29 protein-coding genes and 1 other RNA gene are annotated in these 23,265 nt (G+C 67.3%); 9 read left to right on the top strand and 21 right to left on the bottom strand.

What is annotated here, in order from left to right; genetic code table 11:
- Positions 1 to 47 precede the first annotated feature (47 nt).
- Positions 48 to 1,346 (top strand): D-arabinono-1,4-lactone oxidase, encoded by a 1,299-nt coding sequence (locus tag FEK34_RS27975; RefSeq protein WP_138452728.1) that lies wholly within the window; start codon positions 48 to 50, stop codon positions 1,344 to 1,346.
- On the opposite strand, the gene FEK34_RS27970 is transcribed toward FEK34_RS27975, so the two are convergent.
- Positions 1,313 to 1,906: a hypothetical protein gene (locus FEK34_RS27970; RefSeq protein WP_138452727.1), complete on the bottom strand. Its 594-nt coding sequence runs from the start codon at positions 1,904 to 1,906 to the stop codon at positions 1,313 to 1,315. The genes FEK34_RS27975 and FEK34_RS27970 overlap by 34 nt on opposite strands.
- A gap of 224 nt (positions 1,907 to 2,130) precedes the next feature.
- Here FEK34_RS27970 and FEK34_RS27965 point away from each other — a divergent pair, with 224 nt between their 5' ends.
- On the top strand, positions 2,131 to 3,075 hold the full coding sequence (locus FEK34_RS27965) for an AraC family transcriptional regulator (RefSeq protein WP_138452725.1): 945 nt from the start codon (positions 2,131 to 2,133) through the stop codon (positions 3,073 to 3,075).
- Positions 3,076 to 3,143: 68 nt separating this feature from the next.
- On the opposite strand, the gene FEK34_RS27960 is transcribed toward FEK34_RS27965, so the two are convergent.
- The 11 genes from FEK34_RS27960 to FEK34_RS27910 all read right to left on the bottom strand — a co-directional run bounded on the left by FEK34_RS27960 (position 3,144) and on the right by FEK34_RS27910 (position 9,536).
- On the bottom strand, positions 3,144 to 3,914 hold the full coding sequence (locus tag FEK34_RS27960; protein ID WP_249359682.1) for an SIR2 family NAD-dependent protein deacylase: 771 nt from the start codon (positions 3,912 to 3,914) through the stop codon (positions 3,144 to 3,146).
- Positions 3,915 to 4,109: 195 nt separating this feature from the next.
- The gene (locus FEK34_RS27955) at positions 4,110 to 4,685 is read right to left on the bottom strand and encodes an alkaline shock response membrane anchor protein AmaP (protein ID WP_138452723.1); all 576 of its coding nucleotides are present in this window, start codon (positions 4,683 to 4,685) and stop codon (positions 4,110 to 4,112) included.
- Positions 4,682 to 5,221, bottom strand: a complete 540-nt coding sequence (locus tag FEK34_RS27950) for a DUF6286 domain-containing protein (RefSeq protein ID WP_138452721.1) — start codon at positions 5,219 to 5,221, stop codon at positions 4,682 to 4,684. Before FEK34_RS27950 ends, FEK34_RS27955 begins: the two co-directional genes overlap by 4 nt.
- The gene (locus FEK34_RS27945; RefSeq protein ID WP_138452719.1) at positions 5,218 to 5,559 is read right to left on the bottom strand and encodes an Asp23/Gls24 family envelope stress response protein; all 342 of its coding nucleotides are present in this window, start codon (positions 5,557 to 5,559) and stop codon (positions 5,218 to 5,220) included. The genes FEK34_RS27950 and FEK34_RS27945 overlap by 4 nt, the downstream gene beginning before the upstream one ends.
- The gene (locus FEK34_RS27940) at positions 5,556 to 5,744 is read right to left on the bottom strand and encodes a hypothetical protein (RefSeq protein WP_138452717.1); all 189 of its coding nucleotides are present in this window, start codon (positions 5,742 to 5,744) and stop codon (positions 5,556 to 5,558) included. The genes FEK34_RS27945 and FEK34_RS27940 overlap by 4 nt, the downstream gene beginning before the upstream one ends.
- A gap of 33 nt (positions 5,745 to 5,777) precedes the next feature.
- A complete protein-coding gene (locus FEK34_RS27935) occupies positions 5,778 to 6,263 on the bottom strand; it encodes an Asp23/Gls24 family envelope stress response protein (RefSeq protein ID WP_138452715.1) in 486 nt (161 codons plus the stop codon).
- A gap of 84 nt (positions 6,264 to 6,347) precedes the next feature.
- Positions 6,348 to 6,677 (bottom strand): hypothetical protein, encoded by a 330-nt coding sequence (locus tag FEK34_RS27930; protein ID WP_138452713.1) that lies wholly within the window; start codon positions 6,675 to 6,677, stop codon positions 6,348 to 6,350.
- Complete coding sequence (locus FEK34_RS27925) at positions 6,677 to 7,048, bottom strand: Asp23/Gls24 family envelope stress response protein (protein ID WP_138452711.1); 372 nt, start codon at positions 7,046 to 7,048, stop codon at positions 6,677 to 6,679. The genes FEK34_RS27930 and FEK34_RS27925 overlap by 1 nt, the downstream gene beginning before the upstream one ends.
- Positions 7,045 to 7,665 (bottom strand): Asp23/Gls24 family envelope stress response protein, encoded by a 621-nt coding sequence (locus tag FEK34_RS27920; RefSeq protein WP_138452709.1) that lies wholly within the window; start codon positions 7,663 to 7,665, stop codon positions 7,045 to 7,047. Before FEK34_RS27920 ends, FEK34_RS27925 begins: the two co-directional genes overlap by 4 nt.
- Positions 7,656 to 8,216, bottom strand: a complete 561-nt coding sequence (locus tag FEK34_RS27915; protein ID WP_138452707.1) for an RNA polymerase sigma factor — start codon at positions 8,214 to 8,216, stop codon at positions 7,656 to 7,658. The genes FEK34_RS27920 and FEK34_RS27915 overlap by 10 nt, the downstream gene beginning before the upstream one ends.
- 120 nt (positions 8,217 to 8,336) lie before the next feature.
- Positions 8,337 to 9,536 carry a PucR family transcriptional regulator gene (locus FEK34_RS27910; RefSeq protein WP_138452705.1) on the bottom strand — a complete coding sequence of 400 codons (1,200 nt, stop codon included), beginning with the start codon at positions 9,534 to 9,536 and terminating at the stop codon, positions 8,337 to 8,339.
- Between the two features lie 191 nt (positions 9,537 to 9,727).
- Here FEK34_RS27910 and FEK34_RS27905 point away from each other — a divergent pair, with 191 nt between their 5' ends.
- The 3 genes from FEK34_RS27905 (at position 9,728) to FEK34_RS27895 (ending at position 12,347) form a co-directional block, all read left to right on the top strand.
- Positions 9,728 to 11,074 carry a lipase family protein gene (locus FEK34_RS27905; protein ID WP_138452703.1) on the top strand — a complete coding sequence of 449 codons (1,347 nt, stop codon included), beginning with the start codon at positions 9,728 to 9,730 and terminating at the stop codon, positions 11,072 to 11,074.
- A 250-nt stretch (positions 11,075 to 11,324) separates the two neighbouring features.
- Positions 11,325 to 11,522, top strand: a complete 198-nt coding sequence (locus tag FEK34_RS27900) for a hypothetical protein (protein ID WP_138452702.1) — start codon at positions 11,325 to 11,327, stop codon at positions 11,520 to 11,522.
- A 267-nt stretch (positions 11,523 to 11,789) separates the two neighbouring features.
- On the top strand, positions 11,790 to 12,347 hold the full coding sequence (locus tag FEK34_RS27895; RefSeq protein WP_138452700.1) for a hypothetical protein: 558 nt from the start codon (positions 11,790 to 11,792) through the stop codon (positions 12,345 to 12,347).
- 96 nt (positions 12,348 to 12,443) lie between these two features.
- On the opposite strand, the gene FEK34_RS27890 is transcribed toward FEK34_RS27895, so the two are convergent.
- The gene (locus tag FEK34_RS27890; RefSeq protein ID WP_171048439.1) at positions 12,444 to 13,055 is read right to left on the bottom strand and encodes a TetR family transcriptional regulator; all 612 of its coding nucleotides are present in this window, start codon (positions 13,053 to 13,055) and stop codon (positions 12,444 to 12,446) included.
- 112 nt (positions 13,056 to 13,167) lie between these two features.
- On the opposite strand from FEK34_RS27890, the gene FEK34_RS27885 reads away from it, so the two are divergent.
- On the top strand, positions 13,168 to 13,944 hold the full coding sequence (locus FEK34_RS27885; RefSeq protein WP_138452696.1) for an SDR family oxidoreductase: 777 nt from the start codon (positions 13,168 to 13,170) through the stop codon (positions 13,942 to 13,944).
- A gap of 107 nt (positions 13,945 to 14,051) precedes the next feature.
- Positions 14,052 to 14,384, top strand: a complete 333-nt coding sequence (cutA, locus tag FEK34_RS27880; RefSeq protein WP_138452694.1) for a divalent-cation tolerance protein CutA — start codon at positions 14,052 to 14,054, stop codon at positions 14,382 to 14,384.
- Here the strand turns inward: cutA and FEK34_RS27875 are convergent.
- Positions 14,365 to 15,534 carry an XRE family transcriptional regulator gene (locus FEK34_RS27875; RefSeq protein ID WP_138452692.1) on the bottom strand — a complete coding sequence of 390 codons (1,170 nt, stop codon included), beginning with the start codon at positions 15,532 to 15,534 and terminating at the stop codon, positions 14,365 to 14,367. The two genes, cutA and FEK34_RS27875, sit on opposite strands and share 20 nt — an antisense overlap.
- 813 nt (positions 15,535 to 16,347) lie before the next feature.
- Between FEK34_RS27875 and FEK34_RS27865 the strand changes: the two genes are divergently transcribed.
- Entirely contained in the window at positions 16,348 to 17,049 is a 702-nt protein-coding gene (locus tag FEK34_RS27865) for a DUF899 domain-containing protein (protein WP_138452689.1), read from the top strand.
- 68 nt (positions 17,050 to 17,117) lie between these two features.
- Here the strand turns inward: FEK34_RS27865 and FEK34_RS27860 are convergent, their stop codons facing one another.
- On the bottom strand, positions 17,118 to 17,627 hold the full coding sequence (locus tag FEK34_RS27860; RefSeq protein ID WP_138452688.1) for a DUF2231 domain-containing protein: 510 nt from the start codon (positions 17,625 to 17,627) through the stop codon (positions 17,118 to 17,120).
- 233 nt (positions 17,628 to 17,860) lie between these two features.
- On the opposite strand from FEK34_RS27860, the gene FEK34_RS27855 reads away from it, so the two are divergent.
- Complete coding sequence (locus tag FEK34_RS27855; protein WP_138452687.1) at positions 17,861 to 19,024, top strand: serine hydrolase domain-containing protein; 1,164 nt, start codon at positions 17,861 to 17,863, stop codon at positions 19,022 to 19,024.
- Between the two features lie 110 nt (positions 19,025 to 19,134).
- On the opposite strand, the gene FEK34_RS27850 is transcribed toward FEK34_RS27855, so the two are convergent.
- The 6 genes from FEK34_RS27850 to smpB all read right to left on the bottom strand — a co-directional run bounded on the left by FEK34_RS27850 (position 19,135) and on the right by smpB (position 23,133).
- A complete protein-coding gene (locus FEK34_RS27850; protein WP_138452686.1) occupies positions 19,135 to 19,563 on the bottom strand; it encodes a hypothetical protein in 429 nt (142 codons plus the stop codon).
- A gap of 200 nt (positions 19,564 to 19,763) precedes the next feature.
- Complete coding sequence (locus FEK34_RS27845; protein WP_138452684.1) at positions 19,764 to 20,342, bottom strand: hypothetical protein; 579 nt, start codon at positions 20,340 to 20,342, stop codon at positions 19,764 to 19,766.
- A 298-nt stretch (positions 20,343 to 20,640) separates the two neighbouring features.
- Positions 20,641 to 20,979, bottom strand: a complete 339-nt coding sequence (locus FEK34_RS27840) for a type VII secretion target (RefSeq protein ID WP_138452682.1) — start codon at positions 20,977 to 20,979, stop codon at positions 20,641 to 20,643.
- A gap of 3 nt (positions 20,980 to 20,982) precedes the next feature.
- On the bottom strand, positions 20,983 to 21,594 hold the full coding sequence (locus FEK34_RS30260) for a YbaB/EbfC family nucleoid-associated protein (RefSeq protein ID WP_171048438.1): 612 nt from the start codon (positions 21,592 to 21,594) through the stop codon (positions 20,983 to 20,985).
- Between the two features lie 620 nt (positions 21,595 to 22,214).
- Positions 22,215 to 22,582: a transfer-messenger RNA gene (gene ssrA / locus FEK34_RS27830) on the bottom strand.
- Positions 22,583 to 22,656: 74 nt separating this feature from the next.
- The gene (gene smpB, locus FEK34_RS27825; RefSeq protein WP_036538887.1) at positions 22,657 to 23,133 is read right to left on the bottom strand and encodes an SsrA-binding protein SmpB; all 477 of its coding nucleotides are present in this window, start codon (positions 23,131 to 23,133) and stop codon (positions 22,657 to 22,659) included.
- Positions 23,134 to 23,265: the final 132 nt, after the last annotated feature.

Genomic DNA, 23,265 nt, shown 5'->3' with positions numbered 1-23,265 from the left:
GGACCGCGGGTAGCGCAGGTCACACCCGATCCCTTACAGTTGGACATGTGACCAATTCGTGGATGAACTGGGCCGGCGATCAGCAGTGCGCGCCGGCGTCCGTCGCGGCTCCGCGCAACCGCAATGAGCTCGCCGACCTACTCGGCCGGGCCGCGGAGGCGGGGCAGCAGGTTCGCGTCGCCGGCTCGGGGCATTCGTTCACCGATATCTGCCTGACCGACGGGCTGCTGCTGGACTTGTCGCGGATGAACCGGGTGCTCGACGTCGACCGCAGCAGCGGCCTGGCCAGGGTCGAGGCCGGTCTCACCCTGCACGCCGCGAGCCCGGCGCTGCACAACCACGGGCTGGCCTTCCCCAACCTCGGCGATATCGACGCCCAGACCATCGCGGGAGCCACCGCCACCGCGACCCACGGCACCGGCGCCACGCTGCAAAACCTCTCGGCGGCAGTGCATTCGGTGGAGTTGATGCGCCCGGACGGCAGTGTCGTCGAGCTGAACGAACAGTCCGATCCGGACGGCTGGCGGGCGGCACGGGTCAATCTCGGAGCGCTCGGCGTGGTCACCGCGATGACCTTGCGGCTGGTGCCCTCGTTCGTGCTGGAAGGCATCGAGCGTCCGGTTCCGGTCGAAGAAGTGCTCGACGATCTGGACACCTACGTCGAGGGCAACGACCATTTCGAGTTCTACATGTTCGCGCACAGCCCGCTGGCCATGACCAAGCGCAACAACCGGGTCGATCTCGCCGAACAGCCGCGCCATCAGGTGGTGGACTGGTTCGCCGATATCCTGATGTCCAACTACACCTTCGACGCGCTGTGCAGGCTCGGCCGCAGGCAGCCGCGGCTGGTGCCGTGGATCCATCGCGGGGCGGCCTATGCGGGCAGCTATCGCCGTCAGGTGGATCGGTCCTACCGGGTGTTCGCCTCGCCGCGCCTGATCCGCTTCACCGAGATGGAATACGCCATCCCGCGCGAACATTCGGCCGAGGCCATTCGCGCGATCAAAGAGCTGTCCACCCGCTTCGACACCCCGATGCCGATCGAGGTGCGCTGGGTGGCGCCCGACGACGCGTTCCTCTCCCCCGCGAGCGGGCGCGCCACCTGCTATATCGCCGTGCACATGTATCAGGGCATGGATTACGAGCCGTACTTCCGGGCCTGCGAAGAGGTGTTCGACCGGTTCGACGGCCGCCCGCACTGGGGCAAACGCCATTTCCAGACCGCGCAGACGTTGCGGCCCCGGTACCCGGAGTGGGATCGGTTCGCCGAGGTTCGCCGCCGCTTCGACCCGAAGGGCGTGTTCGCCAACGACTATCTCGATCGCGTGCTCGGCCCGATCGGCTGACGTCGCGGCGGGATCAGATGCATCGTCGCCCACCCGGACGGCTTGGCCCGGGTGGTGCCGAAGGTGGTGAAGGTGGCGGGCAGACCGGGCGCGGTGGGCGTCCGCCGGCGCGGCTGTCCGGGTTCACCCACCCGGACCACATCACACGGCCCGGCGAACGCACAGGCCCGCCCGCATTCCAGGCGCCAGCCGAACGGCATCAGATGCACGCGTTCGCCGCGTTCCTCGAGTCGTTCGGCGATCTCCTCGACGAGATCGAGGGTGTCGGCCAGATGCGCGAGCAGATCCGGCCCGGACATCGCTGCTCGGCGGGCGCCGCGCGGCAGTACCGGAGAACCGTTGATCACCACGTAGGCCGCCGCACTCTGCGCGATCATCGCCTGGATCGCCCGGACGAGCTCACCCGAGGGACCGCGCTCGCCCGGCTCGACATAGATGTGCAGTAGTAAGCAGTCGTGGAAGGTTCGCGCCACCGATGGCTGTGCGAGCTCGACGGCGCACGGCCCGGCGTCGACCGGCGTGTATTCGAAACAGTGCCAACGACTACTGAGAATCTTCACCCATACCCCTACCGCGCGACCCTCGTCGCCCTTCGGACGCCGGACCTACGAAAATGTAGTGATGCCGGACCCCGCGCGGTTGTCGCCGAGCGCACGAACTTTGCGCCCCGGCGCAGATCCACTCGCGCGACTCGGCCCGAAACCGCACGGCGACGACCTATCCTCGGCTCAGCGGGTATCCAGCCGAGGCCCGGTCCACCCACGGGACGAGAACGGAGTCTGTGATGGTAGGTGAGGCGGTGGTCGAGGAGGCGTCGACAGCGGACGTCGACCCGCGTGACCGTGTCGACTACTGGGCCGAGCTGGTCGACTCCTTCCAGGGCGTGCGCTTGAGCTACGAGTTCGGTTCGGCCACCGATTTCTACGGCCGGATCCGGCGTCACCGCACCGACACCTATCAGATCGTCGGCCGCGAATCCGATCCGATCGTCTACACCCGCGCGGCCACCCACATCCGCGCCGACCCCGACGACGACTATCGCCTGGTCATGCCACTCACCGGGCGTTTCGACCTGAGCAGCGAGGAACGCACCGGTTCGCTGAAGCCAGGGATGAGCAGCCTGATCACCATCAACCGGCCGCTGTCGTTCACCGCGTGCAGCGGCACCCACGGGCTGATCATGACCATTCCGCGACGCGAGATCCAGCATCGGCTCAACCGCGCCGAACCACCCGCACGCCCCCTGGACCTGAGCACCGGCCTCGGCCGCGTGGCCGCGACCATGCTGACCGGTCTGTACGAGGAGGCCGGCACGCTCACCGCGGCCCAGTTCGACGCGGTGGCCGAGCGACTGGTCGATCTGGTCTGCATGCTGGCTCTCGGCGAGACACCGACCAACGGCAGCCACCTCGGCGAGGTCGAATCGACTGTGCGGCACTATATTCGACGCCACGCTGGCGATCCCGACCTGTCCAGCGCGCAGATCGCGCGGGCCCTCGGCTGGTCGGTGCGCCAGGTCCAGCTCGCCCTCCAGCAGGCGGGCACCACCCCGCGCGAACTCATCCGGGAAGAGCGGCTACAGCTCGCCCATGCCCGGTTGCGCAGCCCGGCCTACCGGCATACCAGCGTCACCGATATCGCCCTCGGACTCGGTTTCGGCTCGGTGAGCAGTTTCAGCACCGCCTTCCGGCAGCGTTTCGGATCGACCCCGAGCAGCGTGCGCGGATAGCCGAACATATTCGGCGGCAACGCTTTCCACGCGGAGACCCAGGCGTAGCGCTGCCAGGCGAACACGCGCTAGTAGCCGAGGATGCGCGAAACGAGCTCGGGGACGGCGGTGCCGATGGGTTCGCGGATGACCTCGGTGGCGATGCGGTCGTAGGGCGTGGGCTCGGCATTGACGATGACGAGGTCGGCACCGTTGTCCACCGCGAGCGCACACAATGAGGCGGCGGGCTCCACCTGCAACGACGTGCCGATCGCCAGGAACAGATCGGCGGATTCGGCGGTGATCGTCGCCTTCAACATGGTGCGCGGTTGCATTGCCTGCCCGAACATCACCGTCGCCGCCTTGAGGATTCCACCGCACCGCGGGCACGGTGGATCGTCCTCACCGGCGGCGACCCGCTCGAGCGTCGCGGCCATCGTCGCGGTGTAGTCGCAGTCGACGCAGACGACGTCGAACATATTGCCGTGGATCTCGATCACCCGGCTCGGCGAGGATCCGGCGCGCTGATGCAACCGGTCGACGTTCTGGGTGATGATGGTGAGCGTGCGGGCCCGTTCGAGCTCGACCAGCGCAGTGTGGGCGGCATTCGGCCTGGCCTGCCAGGCGGGATTGTCGCGGCGGGCCAGCCAGGAGCGGCGGCGCAGGTCCGGGTCGGCGAGATAGTTGTCGTAGGTCGACAGCAGCTCCGCGATCGGGTCCTCGGTCCACACCCCGCGCGGTCCGCGGAAGTCCGGGATCCCGGAATCGGTGGAGATGCCGGCCCCGGTGAGCACCGCGATCCGGCCCTGGCGGGTGTACCAGTCCGTGGTCACCGCGGGCTCGGCGTCATCGGCGAACACTGCATATCGACAGGTTATCGGGACCGCATTCGGCGCACCGCTCTGGCCTGCCGCGCCGTGGGCCGAGCGGTCACACCTGCGTCCGTATGCGTCGCGCCGGCCGACCCGAAGTGAAGCGGGTCGGCCGGCCCCGCCGCGTGCCTGAACTGCCGCACCCGGGCCGCGCACATCGCGCCCGACGACATGCCCCGCAAGTCAGCGCAGCTGCGGCTTCTTGCCGGCATCGGCGAAGCCCAACTCCAAGGTCACCGGGATGGACTCGAGCTCGAGCGCCTGGCGCAGCCGGGGCACGGCCTCGTCGAGGATGCGGCGGCGCAACTGCCCGACGTCGGCGTGCGGTTCCGCGGTGACGGTGAGATGCAGTTCCGGCGCCCACCGGGTGCCGGTCAGCCAGGCCGAGGCCGAACGCACATCGTCGAAGGCTTCGATGTCGGCAGCCACCGGCGCCGCCGCCGTCGAGGAGGCCATCACCGTCGTTCCGGCCGAGCCGTCGGCGTCGAAGCGCCAGGTCTGCGATTTCGGCATCCGGAAGATCTGGGCCAGCAACCAACGCAGGCACAGCAACCCCAAAACGACCGCACCGGCGATCACCGCCCAGAACACCCAGGTGGGCGGTGCGGCGGTGCCGGGAACCAGCGTCGACTCCTGGTCCACCCAGTGCAGTTGCCCGTAGTAGGCGGCAACCGCGTACCCGCCGGCTGCCAGGCAGACCAGCCCGGTCAGCCCGATCAGCACCCGGTTCACCGCGGCGGGCCGATTCACCTTGCTCATCGAGGACCTCCGGTTTCGGGTCCGTGCAGTTTCGCTTTCACCCGCTTCACCGGCCGACCCAGTTGATGCACGCGGTCGGTGACGGTCTCGCAGATCGCGTCGGCGAGCCCGGCATTGTCGTGCCGGTCGGTGCGCGCGATCACCGTGACGGTGTCGCGGCGCACCTTCACCCGCGCCGAGGTCACACCGTCGACCCGGGCGGCGCTGCTACGCAACATCGTTCGCAGTCCCGACCGGCTGACGCCGGCCCGGATCCCGTCGTCGTGCCCGGTCAACGGCAGCACCTTCGCCCGGCCCGGCAACAACGCGATCACCAGCAGCACCACCCCGATGAGCAGAGCCACGATCCCGCCGATCAGCACCGGCAGCTCGTTCCAGGTGATGCCGTGCAGCTCACCGGCCACCGAATCGTAGGAGACGTACTCCCTGGTGCCGGTCAGCCGCTGCACCAGCGACACCGTCACCGCGACGCATGCCGCGATCACCGCCACCGCGATGAGCACGGCCGGCCAGGCGCGCCGCGGCCTGCGGATCATCGAACCCTCCCGGCCGCAACGGTTTCGGTGGTCAACGCCGAGACGACGATGTCGACCTTCGAGACCGTGATACCCGTCAGTTCGGCGGTGCGCTCGCGCAGGTGCGCGCGGCACTGCTCGGTCACCCGGCCCACCGGCTGCGGGTAGCGGACCGGCAGCCGCACCGCCAGCGCGGTCCGGTCACCGGAGACGGTGGCGTCGACCTTGACGCCGCGATCCACCCCCGGCACTTCGGCGGCGGCATGCGCGGCGATCCGGCGCACCGCTCGTTCGCTGACCGTGGTCCGGCCGGGCAACTCGAGTCCGGCCGCGTCGGCACCGACCGCGGCCGTCGTCATCGCCTGCCCTTGTCCTGGGCCGACCGGACCAGTGCGGCGAGGTCGAGCTCGCCGTCGAGCCACCGTCCGACCACCAGGCCGAGCCCGGCGAACACCAGCACGGTCAGGAACGCGCCGAATCCGCCGAAGGCGGCGGCGAACCCGAGCGCGATCCCTATTGCCAGGCCTATCGTCGTGGCGTTCACAATCGACTCCTCTTCGCTGGGTCCGGTCGCCGGTTACTGCACGCGCGCCGGCGGCGCATCGGCGTCGTCGTCATCGCCGGGGATGTAGACGTCGTTGACGTTGATATTGACCTCGACCACCTGCAAGCCGGTCATCTGCTCGATCGCGGTGATCACATTGCGGCGCACCGCGCGGGCCACTTCGGCGATGGCGACGCCGTATTCGACGACGATCTCCAGATCGACCGCGGCCTGCGTCTCGCCGACCTCGACCGACACACCCTGGCCGATACTGGCCGAGGCGCCGGGGATGCGGTCGCGGATGGTGCCGAAGGCGCGGGCCGCGCTACCGCCGAGGTTGTGCACGCCGCGCACCTCGCGGGCGGCCAGTCCGGCGACCTTCTGCACGACGATGTCGGAGATGGTGGTGCTGCCGAGATCGGTCACCAGGGCGTGATCCTTTTTGACGGGAGCCTTTTCGGTGGCGGCGGTGTCGCCTGCCGTGCTGTTGGGGGTGGTCTTGTCGGTGGTGGCGGTCATCGGTGTTCCTCCTGATTCCTTTGGGATGCAGCGGATTCGGTCCCGCACTGTGTTCGACACCCGGGCGGGGCGGTCGTCACGGGCTCATGGTGTGACCTGACCCACAGTTCCTTCCTCGGTGAAAGCGGCCGCGTCGAGTTCGGTGACCACCAGTCGCAGCGTGGCCCGCTCCCATGGAGTACCCGCCAGGACCGGCCCAATCGCCTTCCCAGCCAGATCGAGCAGTGGCGGCAGGGGCAGCGACGATGCGACGACGCGCACCTGAACCGCGTCCTCGGTGAGATCGACGGCGTACTTGCGGGCGTCCCACGGCCACCATGTCGCGTTCTCCCGCACGATCGGCGTCGCGGGCCGCAGCCCGGTCACGCCCTCGACCGCCCCGATGATCTTGTCGATGACGTCCTCTGCTGCCATCACCGCGGCTCCGGCTCGATATCGAGGATCGACACCACGACCTCGTCCACGTCTTGCCCGGTCTGCTCACGCACTCGCTGAGCCACCGTTCGCTGGACAGCGCGGCCGACCTCGCCGGCGTGCCGGTCGCCGGCGATCACCACGTCCACCTGCACCACCAGCCGCCCGAGCTCCGTACGTCGCACGCGCACACCTTCCGAGGGCGCGGGATCGGTCCCGAGCCAGCGTTGCCTGCCGGCCCGCACCAGAGTCGTCACCAGACCGCGCACGCCCGGTTCCAACCGCACCACCCCGGAGGTGGACAGGGCGGCGTGCGCGGCGACCGCCGCCAGCACGGGCGGCTCGATCTGTACCGCCACCGCACCCGTCACCGCTGATCACCTCCGGCTTCGTCGGCGGAATCCATCGACGGGTCCTCGTAGACGTCGGCGATGGTCAGATCCAGCCGGTGCAGCGTCAGCCCGATGCGGGCGGGCAGCGCCGCGGTGATGCGTTCGCGAACGATCGGCATCAGCTCGGACACCGGCGTCGGGCCGAAACGCACCGCCACCGACAGCTCGACATCGACGAGGTACTCACCACCGTCGCCGATCCCGGCCGGGCGCACCCGGCAGCGACGTGCGCGCACTCCGGGCACCGAATCGGCGGCATAGCGCAGCACCGTGCTGACGGCCTGCTCGCTCACCCCCACCGCACCGGGCTCGGGCGTCGGCAGGTCGAGGGTGCGGCCACGGCGCACCTCGGCGCGCACCGCCGACATGATCCGCCCCACCAGATCCGGCGGGGGCGCTTCCGGCTCCTCGATCATCTGCCTGGTCGCCGCGCGCAAGGCCAGCAGACTGTCCCTGGCGGCGGCGCAATGCGGGCAGTTCAGCTCGTGCGCATCGGCCCGACCGGACTCGATCGCGTCGAGCCGGTCCCATACCTGTTCCAGTGCACGCCCGCACGGCAGGACATAGTCCTGCTCGGTGGTCTCGTTCACCGCCATGGCTTCATCACCTCGGACAGTTGGGCTCGGGCGCGGGCAATCCGGCCGCGGACCGCGGTTGTGTTCGCGCCGACGATGTCTCCGATCTCCTCATACGACAGGCCGTGCACCTCGCGCAGCAGCCAGCAGGCCCGTTGTTCGGGCGTCAAATCCTGTAGCGCCGCGTTCAGCGCCTCGAGCTGGGTGTTCACCTGGGTGGCGTGTTCGGGCTGGATATCCGAACGCGGTGATTCGGTCAGATCCAGATCCGCGTCGACGTGCGGGCGCCTGGCCCGGATGACGTTGAGGCAGCGGTTGGTCGTCATCCGGTACAGCCAGCCGACGAACGCCGCGTCGTCGTTGAGCTGGGCCAATCGCCGCCACGCCGCGAGGAAGACCTCCTGCACCACGTCCTCGGCCTCGGTACGGTCGGCAAGCATCTTGGACGCGAGCCGGAACATCTGCCCCTGATAGCGCAGCACCAGCTGTTCGTATGCCCGGACATCGCCGTCCTTGGACCTGCTGACCAGAGTCACATCGTCCGGCACGGTCGTCGTCTCGGTCGCGGTCACACCCACCTCCTCCGCCGCTCCTGTGTTGGACACCCGGACATGGGCAATCGTCACGGCCGATTATCCCGTGATCGTCGTCACAGCGGTGGAGGTGCGGAATCCGGGCGATCCGGCAGCGCGTCAACCGGCCCGGACGACGGTGAGCGCGGCGGCGAGCAGCCGGGTGTCGGTGGGATCGGCGGGGTCGAGTCCGGTGAGTTCGGCGATGCGGCGCAGCCGATAGCTGAAGGTGTTCGGGTGCACATGCACCTCGGCTGCGGCGGTCTTGCGGTCGGTGCCGTGGCGCAGGTAGGCGTCGAGAGCTGCGAGCAGATGCGGTCGAGTCGACAGCGGCTCGATGCGTTCGGCCAGCCGGTCGCGGGCCCGGCCCGGACGGGTCAGCTGATACTCGAGCAGCAGATCGTCGAGCCGGTAGCTCCCGGGCGGGCGGCCGAGGGCGAGCGCGAGATCGACGAGATCGGTGACTTCGCGGGCGGCGTCGGGTAGCTGCGCTCTGGCGACCTCGCCGCCGTCCGCCAGGTAGACCCCGGCCTCGAATCGCTGGGCCGTGGTCGCCGTGACCTGCTCGGCGTGCGTGTGCGGCCCGCCGGGCAGCAGCACCACCCCCGCGGTTCCGTCGAAGGTGTGCAGCGCGGCGCGACCGGTGACGTCATCGAGGATCGATTGGAGTACTCGGACCCGGCGCCGCGCCATCAGCGTCGCCACCGGCAGCGGGTGCTGCTCCGACGGCACCCGCAGGGCGAGCACACGATAGTGCTCCTCCAGCGCGATATCGGCGCGCGCGGCCAGCTCGGCGACCGGAAGTCCGTGCAGCAGGGCCGAACACAGCGCCCGCCGGGCCTCGCGGTCGGGCTGGAACACCGACTGCTCCACCTCCGAATACCCCTCGTAGACCACGAGATTGATGCGGCGCAGCAGATCCAGCAGGTGCGCGCCGAAGGCCACCAGATCGTCCATTTCCTCCGGTGCCGCCGAACGCGCCGACTCCCGCAGGAGTTGCTGAGCCGACCCGTGCACCGCATCGATCAACAGCCGCAACGGAATTCGCTCCTCGGCATGACGGCGGATCACCGGTGCGACGTAACGCGCGAGCTCGGCGTCGGTGAATTCCCGTTGCTCGCGCAAGGCCCGGAGGAACCCGCGGCCACAGGCGAGGATGGCGGGCACCACCTCGTGGAAATGGCCGTCGGGCAGATCCGCGATGGTCGGTGTCGAGCCGAGCCCCGCCGCGAGCATGCGGTCGGCGATATCGGGCAGCCCGCGACCGAGTCGGTCCAGGATCGGGGCGTCCCCGGCCAACGGGGGTAGGGCGGCGAGCATGTGGCGGATTGTCGCCCACACCTAGCCCACCGGCAATTCCTCCGGTCACAGCGACGACCTGGCACCGGAAAATTGTCTCCGGACACAAGGCCGGCGGCGCGAGTTCGTGCCCGCGGCGTAGTGACGGCGGTCGCGCCACGAACCTAGATTTGCCTCATCAGCGCGACAATGCCTCGGGAGGACCACCAGCGATGCAGACCGAGGCGGCGTTACCTGCCGGGGGCGAGGGGCACCGCCGGGCCCGCCGATACGCGGGTTCGGCGGATCCGTTTCCGGGCTCGGGTCCACCGCTGCGCGTCGAAAACGATCCGTTCTGCCTGCCGCCGCCGGATGTCTCGGCCGCCGCGCCGGGAACCGTGATCCGCTCCCGCACAGTGGAAGTGGCGTGGTTCGGCCGGATTCCGCAGCGCGTGCAGGCGTGGCAACTGCTGTACCGGACCACCGATCGGCAGGGTGCGGCCGAGGTCGCGTTGACGACCGTCCTGCTGCCCCACGCCGCCGATCCTGCGCTCGCCCGGCCGCTGGTCTCGTTCCAGTGCGCGATCGACGCCGTGGTGTCGAGTTGTTTCCCGTCGTACGCGCTGCGGCGTGGAGCCCGAGTGTTCGGTGCGATTCCGCAGCTCGAATTCCCGCTCATCGCACACGCTCTCGCGCGCGGGTGGGCCGTCTCCGTCCCGGATCACGAGGGGATGCGTGGTCACTTCGGGGCCGGTCGTGAACCGGGATATCGCACGCTCGACGGGATCCGCGCGGCCCTGTCGTTCGCGCCGCTCGGCCTGTCGGCGGACACACCAGTCGGCCTGTGGGGCTATTCCGGTGGTGGGCTGGCGACCGCGTGGGCGGCGGAGGTGGCCGCCGAGTACGCACCGGAGATCAATCTCGTGGGCGCGGTCGCCGGATCACCGGTCGGCGATCCCGCGTCCGCGTTCGTGCGACTGAACGCCACCGCGTACGCCGGATTCGCCGCGGTCTACACCGCCGGATTGCGCCGCGCCTACCCCGAACTGGCGCCGATGCTGGCCGAGCGGCTGTATCCGCGCTACCTGCGGCTGCTCGCCGAGGCCGAGTCGGGCACGACCTTCGCGTTGCTCGCGCGATTCGCCGGACGCAGCATCGACCGGCACAGCGACGGCGGAATCGCGGAGCTGGTCCGATTACCGCAGCTGCAAACGATTTTCGACGACATCCGTCCCGGCGCCACCGCCCCGGGGATTCCGATGCTGATCCTGCAAGCGATCCCGGATGAAGTCATCGCCGTCGCCGACGTGGACGCGCTCGTCGCCCGGTATCGCGCGGCCGGCGCCGAGGTGCACTACCTGCGCGACCGCCTCGCCCTGCATCTGCCACTGGAATTCCTGGGCACGCCGACGATGGCGGACTGGCTCGACGACCGCTTCGCCGGGCTCCCCCGCCCCGCGCCCGCCACCACCGACGTCTGGTCGGTAGCTCGCACCCGCCGGTCGGCTCGGGGACTGCGCCGATTCGGCGGCCAGATCCTGCGGATGCTCACCGCCGGTCCGATCACTCACCAGCGCTGATCGCAGCCGCCGCTGGTACGGGCCCGCACTACCAGCGTGACGGTTGTCTCGTTGTTTGCTGCGTGCCATCCGCGATGTTGCCGGGTCGTTATCGGTAGACCGCCCACGAGGGTGAGCGAACGCCGAGAAAGGCTCGATCATGGCATCGCGACGAGCGAAAAGCCCGGACAAACCGCAGATCGCGGCACATAACGGACATCCGGCCGGCGATAACGGTTTGATTGCTGGGCGGGCTGGGTACTCCCCGGTCATGACAGCACTGCGCCACCGACCCGCCCGGATCGTCGGCATGGAATGGGGCACCGCACTGCTGGCCATCGCCACCTGCCTCATTTTCACCGCCGGCATCGCCACGCTCACCGGAACCCTGAGCACCGCCATCCCCGCCACCGTCGCCCTCGCCCTCGGACTGTTCGTCACCCTGCGGATCCTGCGGCCCGCGAGCTGAGAGCCCGACGGGCCACTCACGGGTTGACGATTCGCCGGTGCCCGTGAGCGCGAGATCGGCAGCCGGATCGCGCTCAGGTCTGGCGTGCGTTTCCTGGGCCGCGTGCAGCGGCTGCCCGACCCGAACCTCACGGGCGAAGATTTAGAGTGCCCGATTCTGGGCCCGCGAATCCGGTTCTGGCCCTAACGAATGCGACACCGACGACGTCGACCACCATTCACCGCCAGTGGCGATACTCCCCGTCAACCCGCCCTTACGCTGTGATCTATGCCGCAGAGCACGCCGTGGTCCCGCCTCTCGCAGGCGGACGTGCGGGTAGCCGAACCCGGCGACTCGCCCGACAGCTCGAGCGCGCACGACCCCGCCGGCCCGGCAATCGGTCCGGACCCGGTCTCTCCGCGTACTCAGTCCACTCTGCTTCTCGGCGGAACCGCCACCGTAATCGCTCTGCTGGCCGTCCTCATCACGCTGTTCACCGGCCATCGCACACCGAGCACACCGCCACCCGAAGTCGATCCCCCGCGAGCCACGTCGGCACCGGCCCCCAACGCGCCTGCGCCCGGTCCCGCTTCCGGTCCACGCGGACGGATGATCGCCGTAGGCCGGGTCGCCGCGACCGACGGATCGACCTTGCAGGTCGAAAGCCTTTTCGGCACAACGACAACCGTCTACACCACCCCGTCGACGAAGGTCCACGTCCTGTTCGGCTCACAGGTCGCCGACATCTCCGCAGGCGCCGTCATCGCCGCCTACGGCCACAAACATCCCGACGGCTCCATCACCGCGACCTACCTCGCCGGGGCCGGACTCGATTTCACGCGGTGAGCACTCCATCGCGCCAGGAGTGTCGACCAGCGGCTCCGTCGACCCGGGCCGATTCAGCTCACCGTGTACGGCAGAGGTTTGACGGTCGACAGTCGCTCACGGCCGCCCGAAACGGATCACCGACAGCGCCGACGCCGCCAAGCTCGGGGCGTCGACGGGACCCGACGAATCGTCCGGGTCGCAGGTGACCCAGTGCTCCAGGGTCACCGTCAAAGCGCCGATCAAGGTGTGCGAGAGCAGCCGGGCCTCCAGGCTCTGCGGATCCAGCCCCGCACGTGCACCGATGACGGGCCGTAATTCGTCGGCGAGGTCGTTGGCCGCGACCATCCATCGCGCCCGGATCCCCGGCACCGAGGTGAGCAGGACGAAAAGGTCTCGGGTAGGGACGATATGGGCGTAGCTGTCGCGGCGGAACGCCTCGACGAAGGCCGCGTGCACCGCGGTTTCCACCGGCTCCTGCTCCGGCCTCGCGGCCAGGTAGCCGACGAAGTCGCGAATGCCGGCGACGACGATCGGGGTGAGGGTGTCTTCTTTGGCATCGCAATGCCGGTAGAAGGTCCGCACCGAGATTCCGGCGGCGCGGGCGATGTCGTCGACCGAGGTCGCGTCGAATCCGCGCTCGACGAACAGCCGGGCCGCGGACGCCGCGATATCCAGTCGGACCGCCTGCCGCCGCCGATCGGTCAACGACTGTTCCCGGTCGATCACATCTCCTCCTGAATGTGTCTTGACACACATTAGCACTGTGGCACAAACTGGCGTCCTGTCACAGATGCGCACTCGTCCGGCGCGCAGTCACCTCGCCACGAAAGGGCAGGATATGCCCCGCACATTCCTCGTTACCGGCAGCGCCTCCGGCATCGGCGCCGCAACCAGCGACTACCTACACCACCAGGGCATCCGCGTGATCGGCGCGGACCTGCGCGACGCAGACATCACCCTCGACCTCGCCACCGACGCGGGCCGCAGCGCCCTCGTCGAACGCGCAGGTGAACTCGCCGATGGCCGACTCGACGGCGTGATCGCCTGCGCGGGAGTGGCGCTGTTCGATCCGCTGACCATCCAGGTCAACTACTTCGGCGCCGTAGCCACGCTCGCAGGGCTGCGGCCGCTACTCGCCGCAGGCACCGATCCCCGCGCCGTCGTGATCTCGTCGGTGGCGTCGCTGCATCCCACCGATGCCGCGACGGTCGAGGCCGCACTCGCCGGCGATGAGCAGTCAGCGGTGAAAGCCGCGCAGACAGCCATCGAACGCGGCGACGGCGCGCAGATCTATGCCTCGTCGAAGGCCGCGATCGCGCGATGGGTGCGGCGAACAGCCATCACACCGGAATGGGCGGGCGCCGGAATCCCCCTCAACGCCATCGCCCCAGGCACCATCGTGACGCCGATGATCCAGCCCATGCTCGACACCGAAGAAGGCCGCCAGGCCATCGACACCGCCGTCCCCATGCCACTGCACGGCCACGCCCGCCCCGACCAAATCGCCCCCTTGCTCGGCTTTCTCACCTCCCCGGCCAACTCCCACGTCACCGGCCAGGTGGTGTTCGTCGACGGTGGCGCGGATGCGGTCCTGCGTGGCGACCGGACCTGGTAAAAAGCGGCGCGCGTGCTGTATCCACCCGTGCTTCGTATAGGTCAGCCGACCAATTAGCGATTGCACCGTCGGCGGGTCCTGAGGCCGATGCCGCATACAGTTGTCGCATGACAGCGGTGCGAGTGTGGTCGGTGACGTCTACGACCCCGACCGAGGCTGATGCCTGGACAATCGCGCGGGCAGCGGTCGCCGAGCGGCTGGCTGCGAGCGCCGAGATCAGCGGACCGTCGGCTTCTGTCTTCTGGCATTCGGGTGAGCTGGGTGAGGGCCAGGAGTGGCGAGTCACATTGCGGACGTCTACGGCCTCACGTGATCGGCTGGCGTCACGTCTGTCCCAGCTGCACCCGTGGGATAGCCCCGAGGTGACAGCAACGCCCGTCGACTGGTGTATCGACAGTTACGCCGACTGGGTCGAACGCACTACAGCCGGGGTGGAATAGGCACGCGCGCCGCGGCCGCACATCGCGCGAATTCCTGGCTGCCGGGGATTCCGGCGGCGGTACATCGCTGCGCGACTTCCCGGACGCGGGCCAGCGGGCGAACAGATGCGACCCGACAGGAGAGCTGAAGAGCTTGGGTGCCTATACCTAGAGCGCGCTCATCGTCCCCGGCGTCGAGATAGGCATCGGCCAGCCAGGTCAGATACAGCGCCTTGTCACGCGCCCAGTGGTCGGGGTAGTTCGCCAGCGCCCGCTCCAACGGCGCTGTTGCCGTATCCGGCCGGTGGAGCACCGACCACACACGGCCGGTCATGATGTCGATTTCACCCTCGTCGACCCAGGCACACCAGTGCGGGTCCGCGCCGTCGGCACGTTCGAGCGCATCACGGGCGTCATCGAGTGCACGGGCGGCGCCGTCACCGTCGCCTTGGACAGCGCACGACCATGCGCGTCGAGATTCCAGCAATGCGCGCACTTTCGCAGGGGCGCGCCGGCCGATCCGAGCGCACGCTGCTTCCGCCCCTCGCGCACAGTCAACATCCCGGCTGACATATGAGATGTGCATCAGCGCGTTCGTCGCCAGCTCAACGCTCTCTGCTTCGTCGGCAGCGCGACGACTGTAGTGAAACAACTTCATCGCGGTGTCGGTCGAACCCGCGTCGAATGCCGCCCACCCTGCTTGCTGGGCTTGCTCAGCAGCAAGTTCGGTCAGGCTGGTACGTACGTCCAGCGCGGCGTTCGCCCGGCTGAGAATCTGCTCCGTGCGGCTGAGTTCGGTGACGTACAAGCGGAATGTATCCGCTCCGCCGAGGTAGCTGTCGAGGTCCTCGAGCCGCGCGAACGTTTGCCGCATCTCGTCCACGTCGCGGGCGCCGATCCGTCGGAGTGTCGGATCATCAGGGATCGTCACCGCAAGGCCGGCGAGGGCGAGAAATGCTCTCCGCTTCGTGGCTTCGTCCCTTTCGGCATCACGTCGGGTTCGTTTCGGATGGAGACCGAGGTCCGATTCTGACCCGACTTCCAACAGTGACGCAAGGGCTTGCCGGGTTTCCTTTCTCGGCCAGCTGATCTCACCGCACTCGATTCGGCTGATGGCCTGTGCATCGACCGCCGGACGTCGGCCGGACGCATGCTCGACTTCGTCGCACACGAGTTGGGCCAACTCGGTCTGAGTCCAGCCACGAGCCAGCCTGCGCGACCTGAGATCGGCGTTCGTCGATTCTCCCCACGGAAGTCATTGTCCTTGTTTGCCTACAGTTTTGCGCTGTTCGCCACGTCCGACAAGCGGAACGCTGAGATCGGCCCGCCGCCGCGTGGATGGCGTCACTCGGTACGGCTCCTCGGCGGCGGATGACTTCGAACCGACGGATGGGGGCACACATGCGACACCAACCGACTGCATTGGCATGGATAGACCCGGACGCGAGTCGAGCGACGGAGTGGGAGGCTGCTCAGGTACACCGACTCGCTCGGCGTCTCGGTTATGTGCTGGTGTGGCCGCGAGATTACTCACCGCTACCGCTGTCGGAGCAGGTTCGCACCGCAGATGTCGACGCACTCATAACCCCGACACCCGACCACCTCGATCCCATCCGACTCAACGCGGTGATGCATTTCGCGGATGTGGAGATCGTTTGCCCGCGATTGTCTTTCGCTCGATGGTCGACCATCGGTGCAGGGTGAGTGCCTGGACGGTTGCCGGATACACCGTCGCGTGCGGACTGCCGATGGCGGTGATCGCGGCGACGATCTGGTGGCCTTATGACAAAGACGACCATTAGTCGGGTAGCGCCGGCCCCGTGATGCGTGTGGTCGGCTCGCGGCGCTGCGGCGTGAGTCCGAACCGCGCGCGCCAGGGTCGAGGTACTGGCTCGCCGAAGACGTGGGCGGCGAGCGATGAATTCCGCGGGCCGAGGAGGTCTACATCTACAGCCGGATGTGTGGACCCACCAGGGAGGACCTCATGAGCACGACAGCACTGCCGCCCATCGTCGACGCCGAGACCTGGCAGCGTGAGCTGGCCGCGTTGCGGGCTCGGGAGAAGGCCGCGACCAGGGAGCTCGACGCGATCGCTGCCCAGCGGCGTCGGTTGCCGATGGTGCGGATGCCCGACTACACCTTGGAAGGCGCGGACGGGCCGGTGCGGCTGGCCGACGTCTTCGAGGGCAAGTCGCAGTTGATCGTCTACAACCACATGTGGTTCCCGGCAAAGCAGTGGCAGTGCGGTGGCTGCACCAGCTTCACCGCGCAGTTCACACGCTTGAAGTTCCTGGACAACTACGACGCGCGTTTCGTGATCGTCACCCAGGGGCCGATCGATGAGGCGCTCGCCTACAAGCGCCGCGTCGGCAACAGGATGGACTGGTACTCCACCGCGAACAGTTCCTTCGGCGCCGATGTGGGCGCCCCGCCCGGTGGGGCGTTCGCGGTGAACGTCTTCCTGCGCGACGGCGACACCGTCTACCGCACCTGGCACACCGAGGGCCGCGGCGTCGAACAACTCGGCTACACCTTCGCCCTCATCGACCTGCTCCCCTACGGCAGGCAGGAAGAATGGCAGGATTCGCCCGAGGGCTGGCCACAGTCGCCGACCTACAGCGGGTGGAGCAGTTCCGAGGACATCGCCGCTGCGTACGGCGAACCGGATCCGTCGATGAGTGTGTGACAACGGCAGGCATGCGCGGCCGGCGCCGGGGCAACGACGCTCCGGCCCCGCCGGGCATACTGCCGGGATTACGAGCCCGACGCCTGCATACCCTGCGTGAGGTGCTTATGGGTCAGCGAGTTCGGGGCGTCCAGATTCGCGCCCGTGTCGACCCCGGCGCCGAGCCGCTCGACCAGCTCACCGCCGAGCCAGGCCGCGACCCCAGCGATCGCCACCGCCACGAAACTACAGATCAAGGCCGCCGGACTCGGCTCCCACGCGCCCGCGTCAGCGCGCAGCAGCCAGCTGACGGCGAACAGCACCAGCGCGACGGCATTGCTCAACCCGTGCACCAGCCCGACTCGCTTGGCCCGCGTGCCACCCGGAATGGCGAACCAGTCGATCCACCCGAACAACGCCGCGGCCGCCCCACCGACGATCCCCGCGGCGATCGCGTACCCGGCAGCGACGGCGAAACCACCCCGGTCGGTGACCAGATACAGAACGTCGAACACGACCGCCGTGGTCAGCAGACCGAGCGGAAACGCGATCAGCATCGGATGAACAGCATGTCCCAAGAATTTGGCGCGACTCTCCATCGCCGCCTCCTCTCGTCGTCGACGCTTCCGAGGTACCCGCTACCGGGCTGATGAACCCGGTCGGCGCGGGCCGCCTCGTCAGCTTCCACCGCCGAGTCGGACACTCGCCGTCAGGCCCGATTCCTGTCGACGGCGTTGCCGGCCAGTCGTCGGCCCTATCGGATGTGGGGTGGGCGGCGTAGATTGCTAAGACGCTGCTCGGGACGTTTTCCTGCCACGAAGGGATCGCCGTCATGAGCGTGCCGACCCGATATCGGGGGCATCGCGGGGCGTGGGCGGTGCTCGCGATCGTGCTCGTCCTCATCGCCGGCGCTTGTAGCGCCGATAAGGACACCGGATCGGCGACGTCCGCGACCGGTCCGGAAGCCGCGAAGATCACCGGTCTCATGCGTGATGCGATGAGCGAACTGGATCTCACCTCCGCGGTGTTCGGAGCCTGGCGCGGTGCGGAGCAGCTCGCCCTCGGCGCACTCGGCGATTCGCCGCTCGGTTCGCCCGCGACCGCCGATATGCGGCTGCGCGTCGGGCAGCCGATGGAACCGATGCTGTCGACCGTGCTGTGGCGCCTCGACGGTGACGGTGTGCTACCGCTGGACGAACCCATCGCGCGCTGGATGCCCGAGTTCCCCCGAGCGGACGCGATCACCCCGCGCATGCTCGCCGACAGCACCTCAGGTATCGCCGACTACGTGACCGAGCCGGAGTTCCTGAAGATCTTCGGCGACAACCCCTTCCACACCTGGACGGCCGCCGAACTGCTCGCCCGCGCCAACGCCAGACCGCCCTTGTTCGCACCCGGCACCAGCTTCGCCTACGCGCACAGCGATCTGGTGGTGCTCGGCGAAGTGCTTCAGAAGGCGACCGGCAAACCGTTGGGCGACCTGATCGCCGAATACATCCTCGATCCGCTCGGTATGAGCGCGAGCGAAGTGGTGCTGACTCCGCAGATCGACGGGCCGATCCTGCACGGCTACACCAACGAGCGAAACATCTTCGAGGACTCCACATTCTGGAACCCGACCGCGTTCCTGCACAGCGGCAACATGACCTCCACCGTCGCCGACATCGGCCGCTGGGTTCGGGCCCTCGGCACCGGTGACCTGCTCACCCCCGACCAATTCCGCCGCATGATGGAGCCGTCGACAGCCGGCCTCGGCCCATTGACCCCCGAGAAGTACTTCGCATTCGGCGTCGTACACCTCGGCGACTGGCTGTTCATGAACCCGTCCTACGGCGGCTACGACGGCGTCGCCTACTACGACACCAAGACCGAGACCACCGTCGTCGCCTACGTGACCCTCGGCCCGAATTCCGACGCCGGCCGCAACAACGCGGTCGACGCAGGCCGACAGATCGCCGCCCTCCTGGTCCCCGACCGCCCACCCCCAGCCCTCTGACCGGCGAACATCATGCGGACACTTCGCTGTAAAGGAGGGTAAGCGCTCTCTGCGAGTCTCCCGTTTTATTTAGCTGCCGGGAATCGAAGCCCGGTCCTCTGTCGCGTCTTTCAGGCGCCGCGGACATCGCAGCGGCGGACGCGCACAAGATTGGGCACACCATCGCGACCATTCCCCTGACCCCACAAATCTCGCCAACCGGGCCACGCGCCGTCGCTACCGCGGATCTCCACGAGCCCGAACAGCAACTCGCCAACACTCCCGTGCACCCATTTCGGCAACAGAATCCGATTCCCGCCGAGGACGACGATCGGTATCAGCACCAGCGCATATTTGTATGGGGTCGAGCTGTGCACCACCAGCGCTAGTAAAGCCACCATCCCGATGATCGAGCCGAACTGTAGTACGAAGTCGATCAGTCCGGCACCCAGCGACCGTAGGTTGCGTGGCGAAGGATACCTTGTATCGCCTTCTTCCCCATGGCATTTCGGTATGAAGTTTGGCGAATTCGTCAGGCCGAAGGCATCCCCGAGACTCATCTGCCAAGTATCACATAGCCGATACCTGTCCGAGATCTTCGAGGCGTCGCACTCTCGCGGAGTCGTGCCGACTGAAATTCCGGATCGAACAACTGCCGACCGCAACCTGCACACGCAACGAACTTCACTGTGGCGCGATGCATTTTTCTCGAGCGCTGTTTGCAGGCGAGGCTCATCGAGCCTCCACACGTCGTCCCGCCCTACGTTTGCGCCGCAGGTTGCCCAGCGTTTTCACTGTTAGCGGAATCGACCAAGCTCATCACATTCTGCAACACTTTGGCAATCGGTTCACGGTACGTTCCGATCGACGTCAGCACGTCGTATAGCTTCTTCAGATACGTCATCGTGTCGAGGCAGCTTTTCGCGAACTTCGCGAGAAACGACGCGATCACGTGGCCGGCCGCGGCGCCCGCGGTAACCAGCAACTCGGCCGTGTATCCGATGGCCGCGCCGAGGAGGCTCGCGATAATGTCGCGGATCAGATCTCGCACAATGGCAATCATCTTCGACGCCAGCTCCATTTGCTGACTGAGCGAAGCCGCAGCTGCCGCAGCGGTATCGATCGCCGTCAGGAGGTCTTTGGCGCCGCTACGGTACGCGTCGCCGGCGCTGCCGGTCCAGGTGATGACGTCCTTCTCGATACTCTCCTGCCAGTTCGTGCTCATCGTGGACAATTCACCCGAAATCGCCTTCCACGACTTCGAGTACGATTCCACAATCGTCGGGTTGCCGGACAGCTCCTCGTAGCTCTTCTTGAGCGGCTCGATATGTTCCAGCATCCATTTGGCAACCTGGGTTCCAGCGAAGCCGAAAGGATCTTGATCGCCTCGACGGCGGTTGCTCCGACACCGGCTACTCCGAAGAGTGCCTCACTGTAACTGCCGCTACGTAGGTTTCCGTATATATCCCACGCGTCGCCTGCGACGGTGCCTTTGAGTACACCCAAGCCCCCGGTCTTATCGTCGCCTTTGAGCCCGACGTTGGACAGCCAAGAGACGTCCTCTTGGTAGTAGGCGTTCCGGTAATCGGACCCCTGGTCGATGAGATCGTTGGCGGGCGGCGCAACGTCGTCGAAGCTCATTTCGACGTCCCTATCGTCGCCCGTAGTTCAGACAGCGCTTTCGCTATCGCTGCGTCCTGATCTTCGAAGGCCGTTGCCACCGCCTTCAGCTTCTCGGGCTGCTGGGCGACGCTCTCACCGACCTTGCGGATCACCTCGATGGTTGATCGATGATTGTCCTCGAAGATCCAGGTCATCAGCGACCGGAGCATGTCGCCGTAGCCGTCGTCTGCAGATGCGAGATAGGTTGCGGCTTCGAGACATTTGTCCGCACTGCCCACAAGGGCCTCGACCTTGTCGGCGTGATTTCGCACCTCGTCGGGATCTACCGAGACAGCGTCAGGATTGGTGGTCACCGATTACACCAGCCAAGACTTCCGGCGGAAGTACTCATCGTCCTCGTCGGGCTCGTCGGGGGTGAAGATCTGATCGCGGTCGGGTTTGCGTGTCCGCGGGACGGTGGGCGTCGTAGCCACGAATGCGGACGGAACCGAATTGTTCAGGGAGGCCATCGGATTGGCCACGCTCGGCGGTGGCGATTTCTCGGCCTGCGGCGGAACGCGATCATGCGGCGATGAAGCTTCGTCCGGTTCGGGAAAGCGTCGGTTGAAACCATCGACGAGTGCGGCGCCGGCCGGATCGTCGCCTACAACGTCGTGTACGAGTTCGGCAATCCCTGGGCGGAGCTTTCCTTGCGCTCTCCGCATACACGACAGGATCTCCGCGGACAATGTTTGCGGATCCATCTGCCGCACATTCGAAGCAAGATCGATCGCAGTCGGGATCCCACTGCTGTCCACAGTGACGCTGACTCGGCCGCCGGCCCCCGATTCGGTTGCCGTCAGCGTGCTCATGCGCCCCTGCAACTCGGCGAACCGCTGAACTTTCCGCTCCATGTCCGTGGCCAACTGCGCGAACCCCTCCACCGCACGGGCAAGGTCCCCCTCGACGGCCATCAGCACATCCCCCATAGTTGGCATCGTGATCGACAGATCTAACAATGAACAGAGCTGAGCACAAACAGCTTTCGATCCAAAGCTATCGATGGCATCAGCGGCTGTCAATTTCGGCCTGGCACCAACCGATGGCCGGTGTACATCTCGACGGTGGGCACCCTGCGTGACCGAGTAGCGGGACAGCGAGGTCCAGCGCACGGTGGGCACACGGCACCGCGCGATGCCCGACGAACCCCTCTGGCGCGTGAACGCGGGAAGGCTCCGGGCACTCTGGGCGTGAAAACCTGGGGCGGGTCCGGGGCGGACGAACCCGAAGGGAGTCCCGGCCGAAGCCCACCAGGTGAGCCACCGATCGAAAACGCCAACGGGCGGCCGAACCCGAGAGGGGTCCGGGGCGAAGCCCACCGGACGGAGCATGGCTCGGAAACACCGTCGAACCGACCACCCGAAAGGGAGTCCCGGAGACGAAGCCCACCGGACGGAGCATGGCTCGGAAACACCGTTGGACGGACGAACCCGAAAGGGGGTCCGGGGGCAAAGCCCGCCGGGTGGGGCGTGGGGGCTTCGCCCCCACAAAACACGACGAAACGAGAAACGGCTCATGCTCTCCGTGAGCATGAGCCGCCTATCGAGTGGAGTGGAGCTGCCGGGAATCGAACCCGGGTCCTCCGTCGCGTCTTCAGGGCTTCTCCGTGTGCAGTTCGCTGTGTCTCTGCTCGGATCTCTCGGTCACGCGAACAAGCCGAGATGACGATCCCAGTCGCTGTTAGGTGTCCCGTTCTACTCCGCGACCGAGTAGAACGGTGAGCCCTCTAGCTGATGCCGGCACCGGGACCGAGGGCTTATCCCGGGCCGACAGAGACGCTTCGCTTAGGCAGCGAGAGCGTACTCGCGCTGATGAGAATCGGCGCTTAATTGGTTGCAACGACGCTTACGGTGGTCTCTTGCCTGCACCGACACGCTTCCCCTGAATCAACGTACGCAGTCGAAACCGTTCAGCCCCGTACGTCCCGGCACCTTGCCGGGCTAGTCATGTTAACACCTCACCGACCGGCTTTCATTCCCATTTTCCGGCCGTCACCGGCTCATGCCCTTCACTCGGCGGCCGAGCTCACGGGTGACCTCGCGTTCGGCGGTGCGGCGGGCCAGGTCCTGACGCTTGTCGTAGTCCTGCTTGCCTCGGGCGAGGGCGAGTTCGACCTTCACCTTGCCGTCGGAGAAGTACATCGACAGCGGCACCAGCGTCTGGTTGCCTTCGCGGGACTTGCCGACCAGGCGTTCGATCTCGCGCTTGTGCAGCAGCAGCTTGCGCACCCGCCGCGGCGAGTGGTTGGTCCAGGTGCCGTGGCTGAACTCCGGGATGTGCAGGCCGCGCAACCACACCTCGCCGTTGTCGACCGTCGCGAAGGCGTCGACCAGCGAGGCCTTGCCTTCGCGCAGGCTCTTGACCTCGGTGCCGACCAGCGCGATCCCCGCCTCGTACACGTCGAGGATGGTGTAGTTGTGCCGCGCTTTGCGGTTGGTCGCGATGACCTTGCGCCCCTTTTCCTTCATGACGGCTCCTCCATGACGACAACCTTAAAGCGGTGGCGCAACCGGATTATTCCCAGGTCGTTACGGCCCTGCCCGCGCGTGAGCCCGGCAGGTACCGGATCATCCGGTACCTGCCGGGCAGGCGGGTCGACG

This window comes from Nocardia cyriacigeorgica (assembly GCF_005863245.1).
In the GTDB taxonomy this organism is placed as follows: Bacteria; Actinomycetota; Actinomycetes; order Mycobacteriales; family Mycobacteriaceae; genus Nocardia; species Nocardia cyriacigeorgica_C.
This window is presented reverse-complemented; position numbering and strand designations above follow the sequence as displayed.

What these genes read in the sequence shown, in the direction of transcription:
- FEK34_RS27860 (WP_138452688.1), bottom strand. Translation starts at nt 17,627, where the DNA reads ATGGAGAGTCGCGCCAAATTCTTGGGACATGCTGTTCATCCGATGCTG.
- FEK34_RS30260 (WP_171048438.1), bottom strand. Translation starts at nt 21,594, where the DNA reads ATGGGGGATGTGCTGATGGCCGTCGAGGGGGACCTTGCCCGTGCGGTG.
- FEK34_RS27910 (WP_138452705.1), bottom strand. Translation starts at nt 9,536, where the DNA reads ATGCTCGCCGCCCTACCCCCGTTGGCCGGGGACGCCCCGATCCTGGAC.
- FEK34_RS27950 (WP_138452721.1), bottom strand. Translation starts at nt 5,221, where the DNA reads ATGATCCGCAGGCCGCGGCGCGCCTGGCCGGCCGTGCTCATCGCGGTG.
- FEK34_RS27895 (WP_138452700.1), top strand. Translation starts at nt 11,790, where the DNA reads ATGCCGCAGAGCACGCCGTGGTCCCGCCTCTCGCAGGCGGACGTGCGG.
- FEK34_RS27845 (WP_138452684.1), bottom strand. Translation starts at nt 20,342, where the DNA reads ATGCTGGAACATATCGAGCCGCTCAAGAAGAGCTACGAGGAGCTGTCC.
- FEK34_RS27905 (WP_138452703.1), top strand. Translation starts at nt 9,728, where the DNA reads ATGCAGACCGAGGCGGCGTTACCTGCCGGGGGCGAGGGGCACCGCCGG.
- FEK34_RS27945 (WP_138452719.1), bottom strand. Translation starts at nt 5,559, where the DNA reads ATGACGACGGCCGCGGTCGGTGCCGACGCGGCCGGACTCGAGTTGCCC.
- cutA (WP_138452694.1), top strand. Translation starts at nt 14,052, where the DNA reads ATGACAGCGGTGCGAGTGTGGTCGGTGACGTCTACGACCCCGACCGAG.
- FEK34_RS27920 (WP_138452709.1), bottom strand. Translation starts at nt 7,665, where the DNA reads ATGGCGGTGAACGAGACCACCGAGCAGGACTATGTCCTGCCGTGCGGG.
- FEK34_RS27865 (WP_138452689.1), top strand. Translation starts at nt 16,348, where the DNA reads ATGAGCACGACAGCACTGCCGCCCATCGTCGACGCCGAGACCTGGCAG.
- FEK34_RS27930 (WP_138452713.1), bottom strand. Translation starts at nt 6,677, where the DNA reads ATGGCAGCAGAGGACGTCATCGACAAGATCATCGGGGCGGTCGAGGGC.
- FEK34_RS27965 (WP_138452725.1), top strand. Translation starts at nt 2,131, where the DNA reads ATGGTAGGTGAGGCGGTGGTCGAGGAGGCGTCGACAGCGGACGTCGAC.
- FEK34_RS27900 (WP_138452702.1), top strand. Translation starts at nt 11,325, where the DNA reads ATGACAGCACTGCGCCACCGACCCGCCCGGATCGTCGGCATGGAATGG.
- FEK34_RS27885 (WP_138452696.1), top strand. Translation starts at nt 13,168, where the DNA reads ATGCCCCGCACATTCCTCGTTACCGGCAGCGCCTCCGGCATCGGCGCC.
- FEK34_RS27850 (WP_138452686.1), bottom strand. Translation starts at nt 19,563, where the DNA reads ATGAGTCTCGGGGATGCCTTCGGCCTGACGAATTCGCCAAACTTCATA.
- smpB (WP_036538887.1), bottom strand. Translation starts at nt 23,133, where the DNA reads ATGAAGGAAAAGGGGCGCAAGGTCATCGCGACCAACCGCAAAGCGCGG.
- FEK34_RS27855 (WP_138452687.1), top strand. Translation starts at nt 17,861, where the DNA reads ATGAGCGTGCCGACCCGATATCGGGGGCATCGCGGGGCGTGGGCGGTG.
- FEK34_RS27935 (WP_138452715.1), bottom strand. Translation starts at nt 6,263, where the DNA reads ATGACCGCCACCACCGACAAGACCACCCCCAACAGCACGGCAGGCGAC.
- FEK34_RS27955 (WP_138452723.1), bottom strand. Translation starts at nt 4,685, where the DNA reads ATGAGCAAGGTGAATCGGCCCGCCGCGGTGAACCGGGTGCTGATCGGG.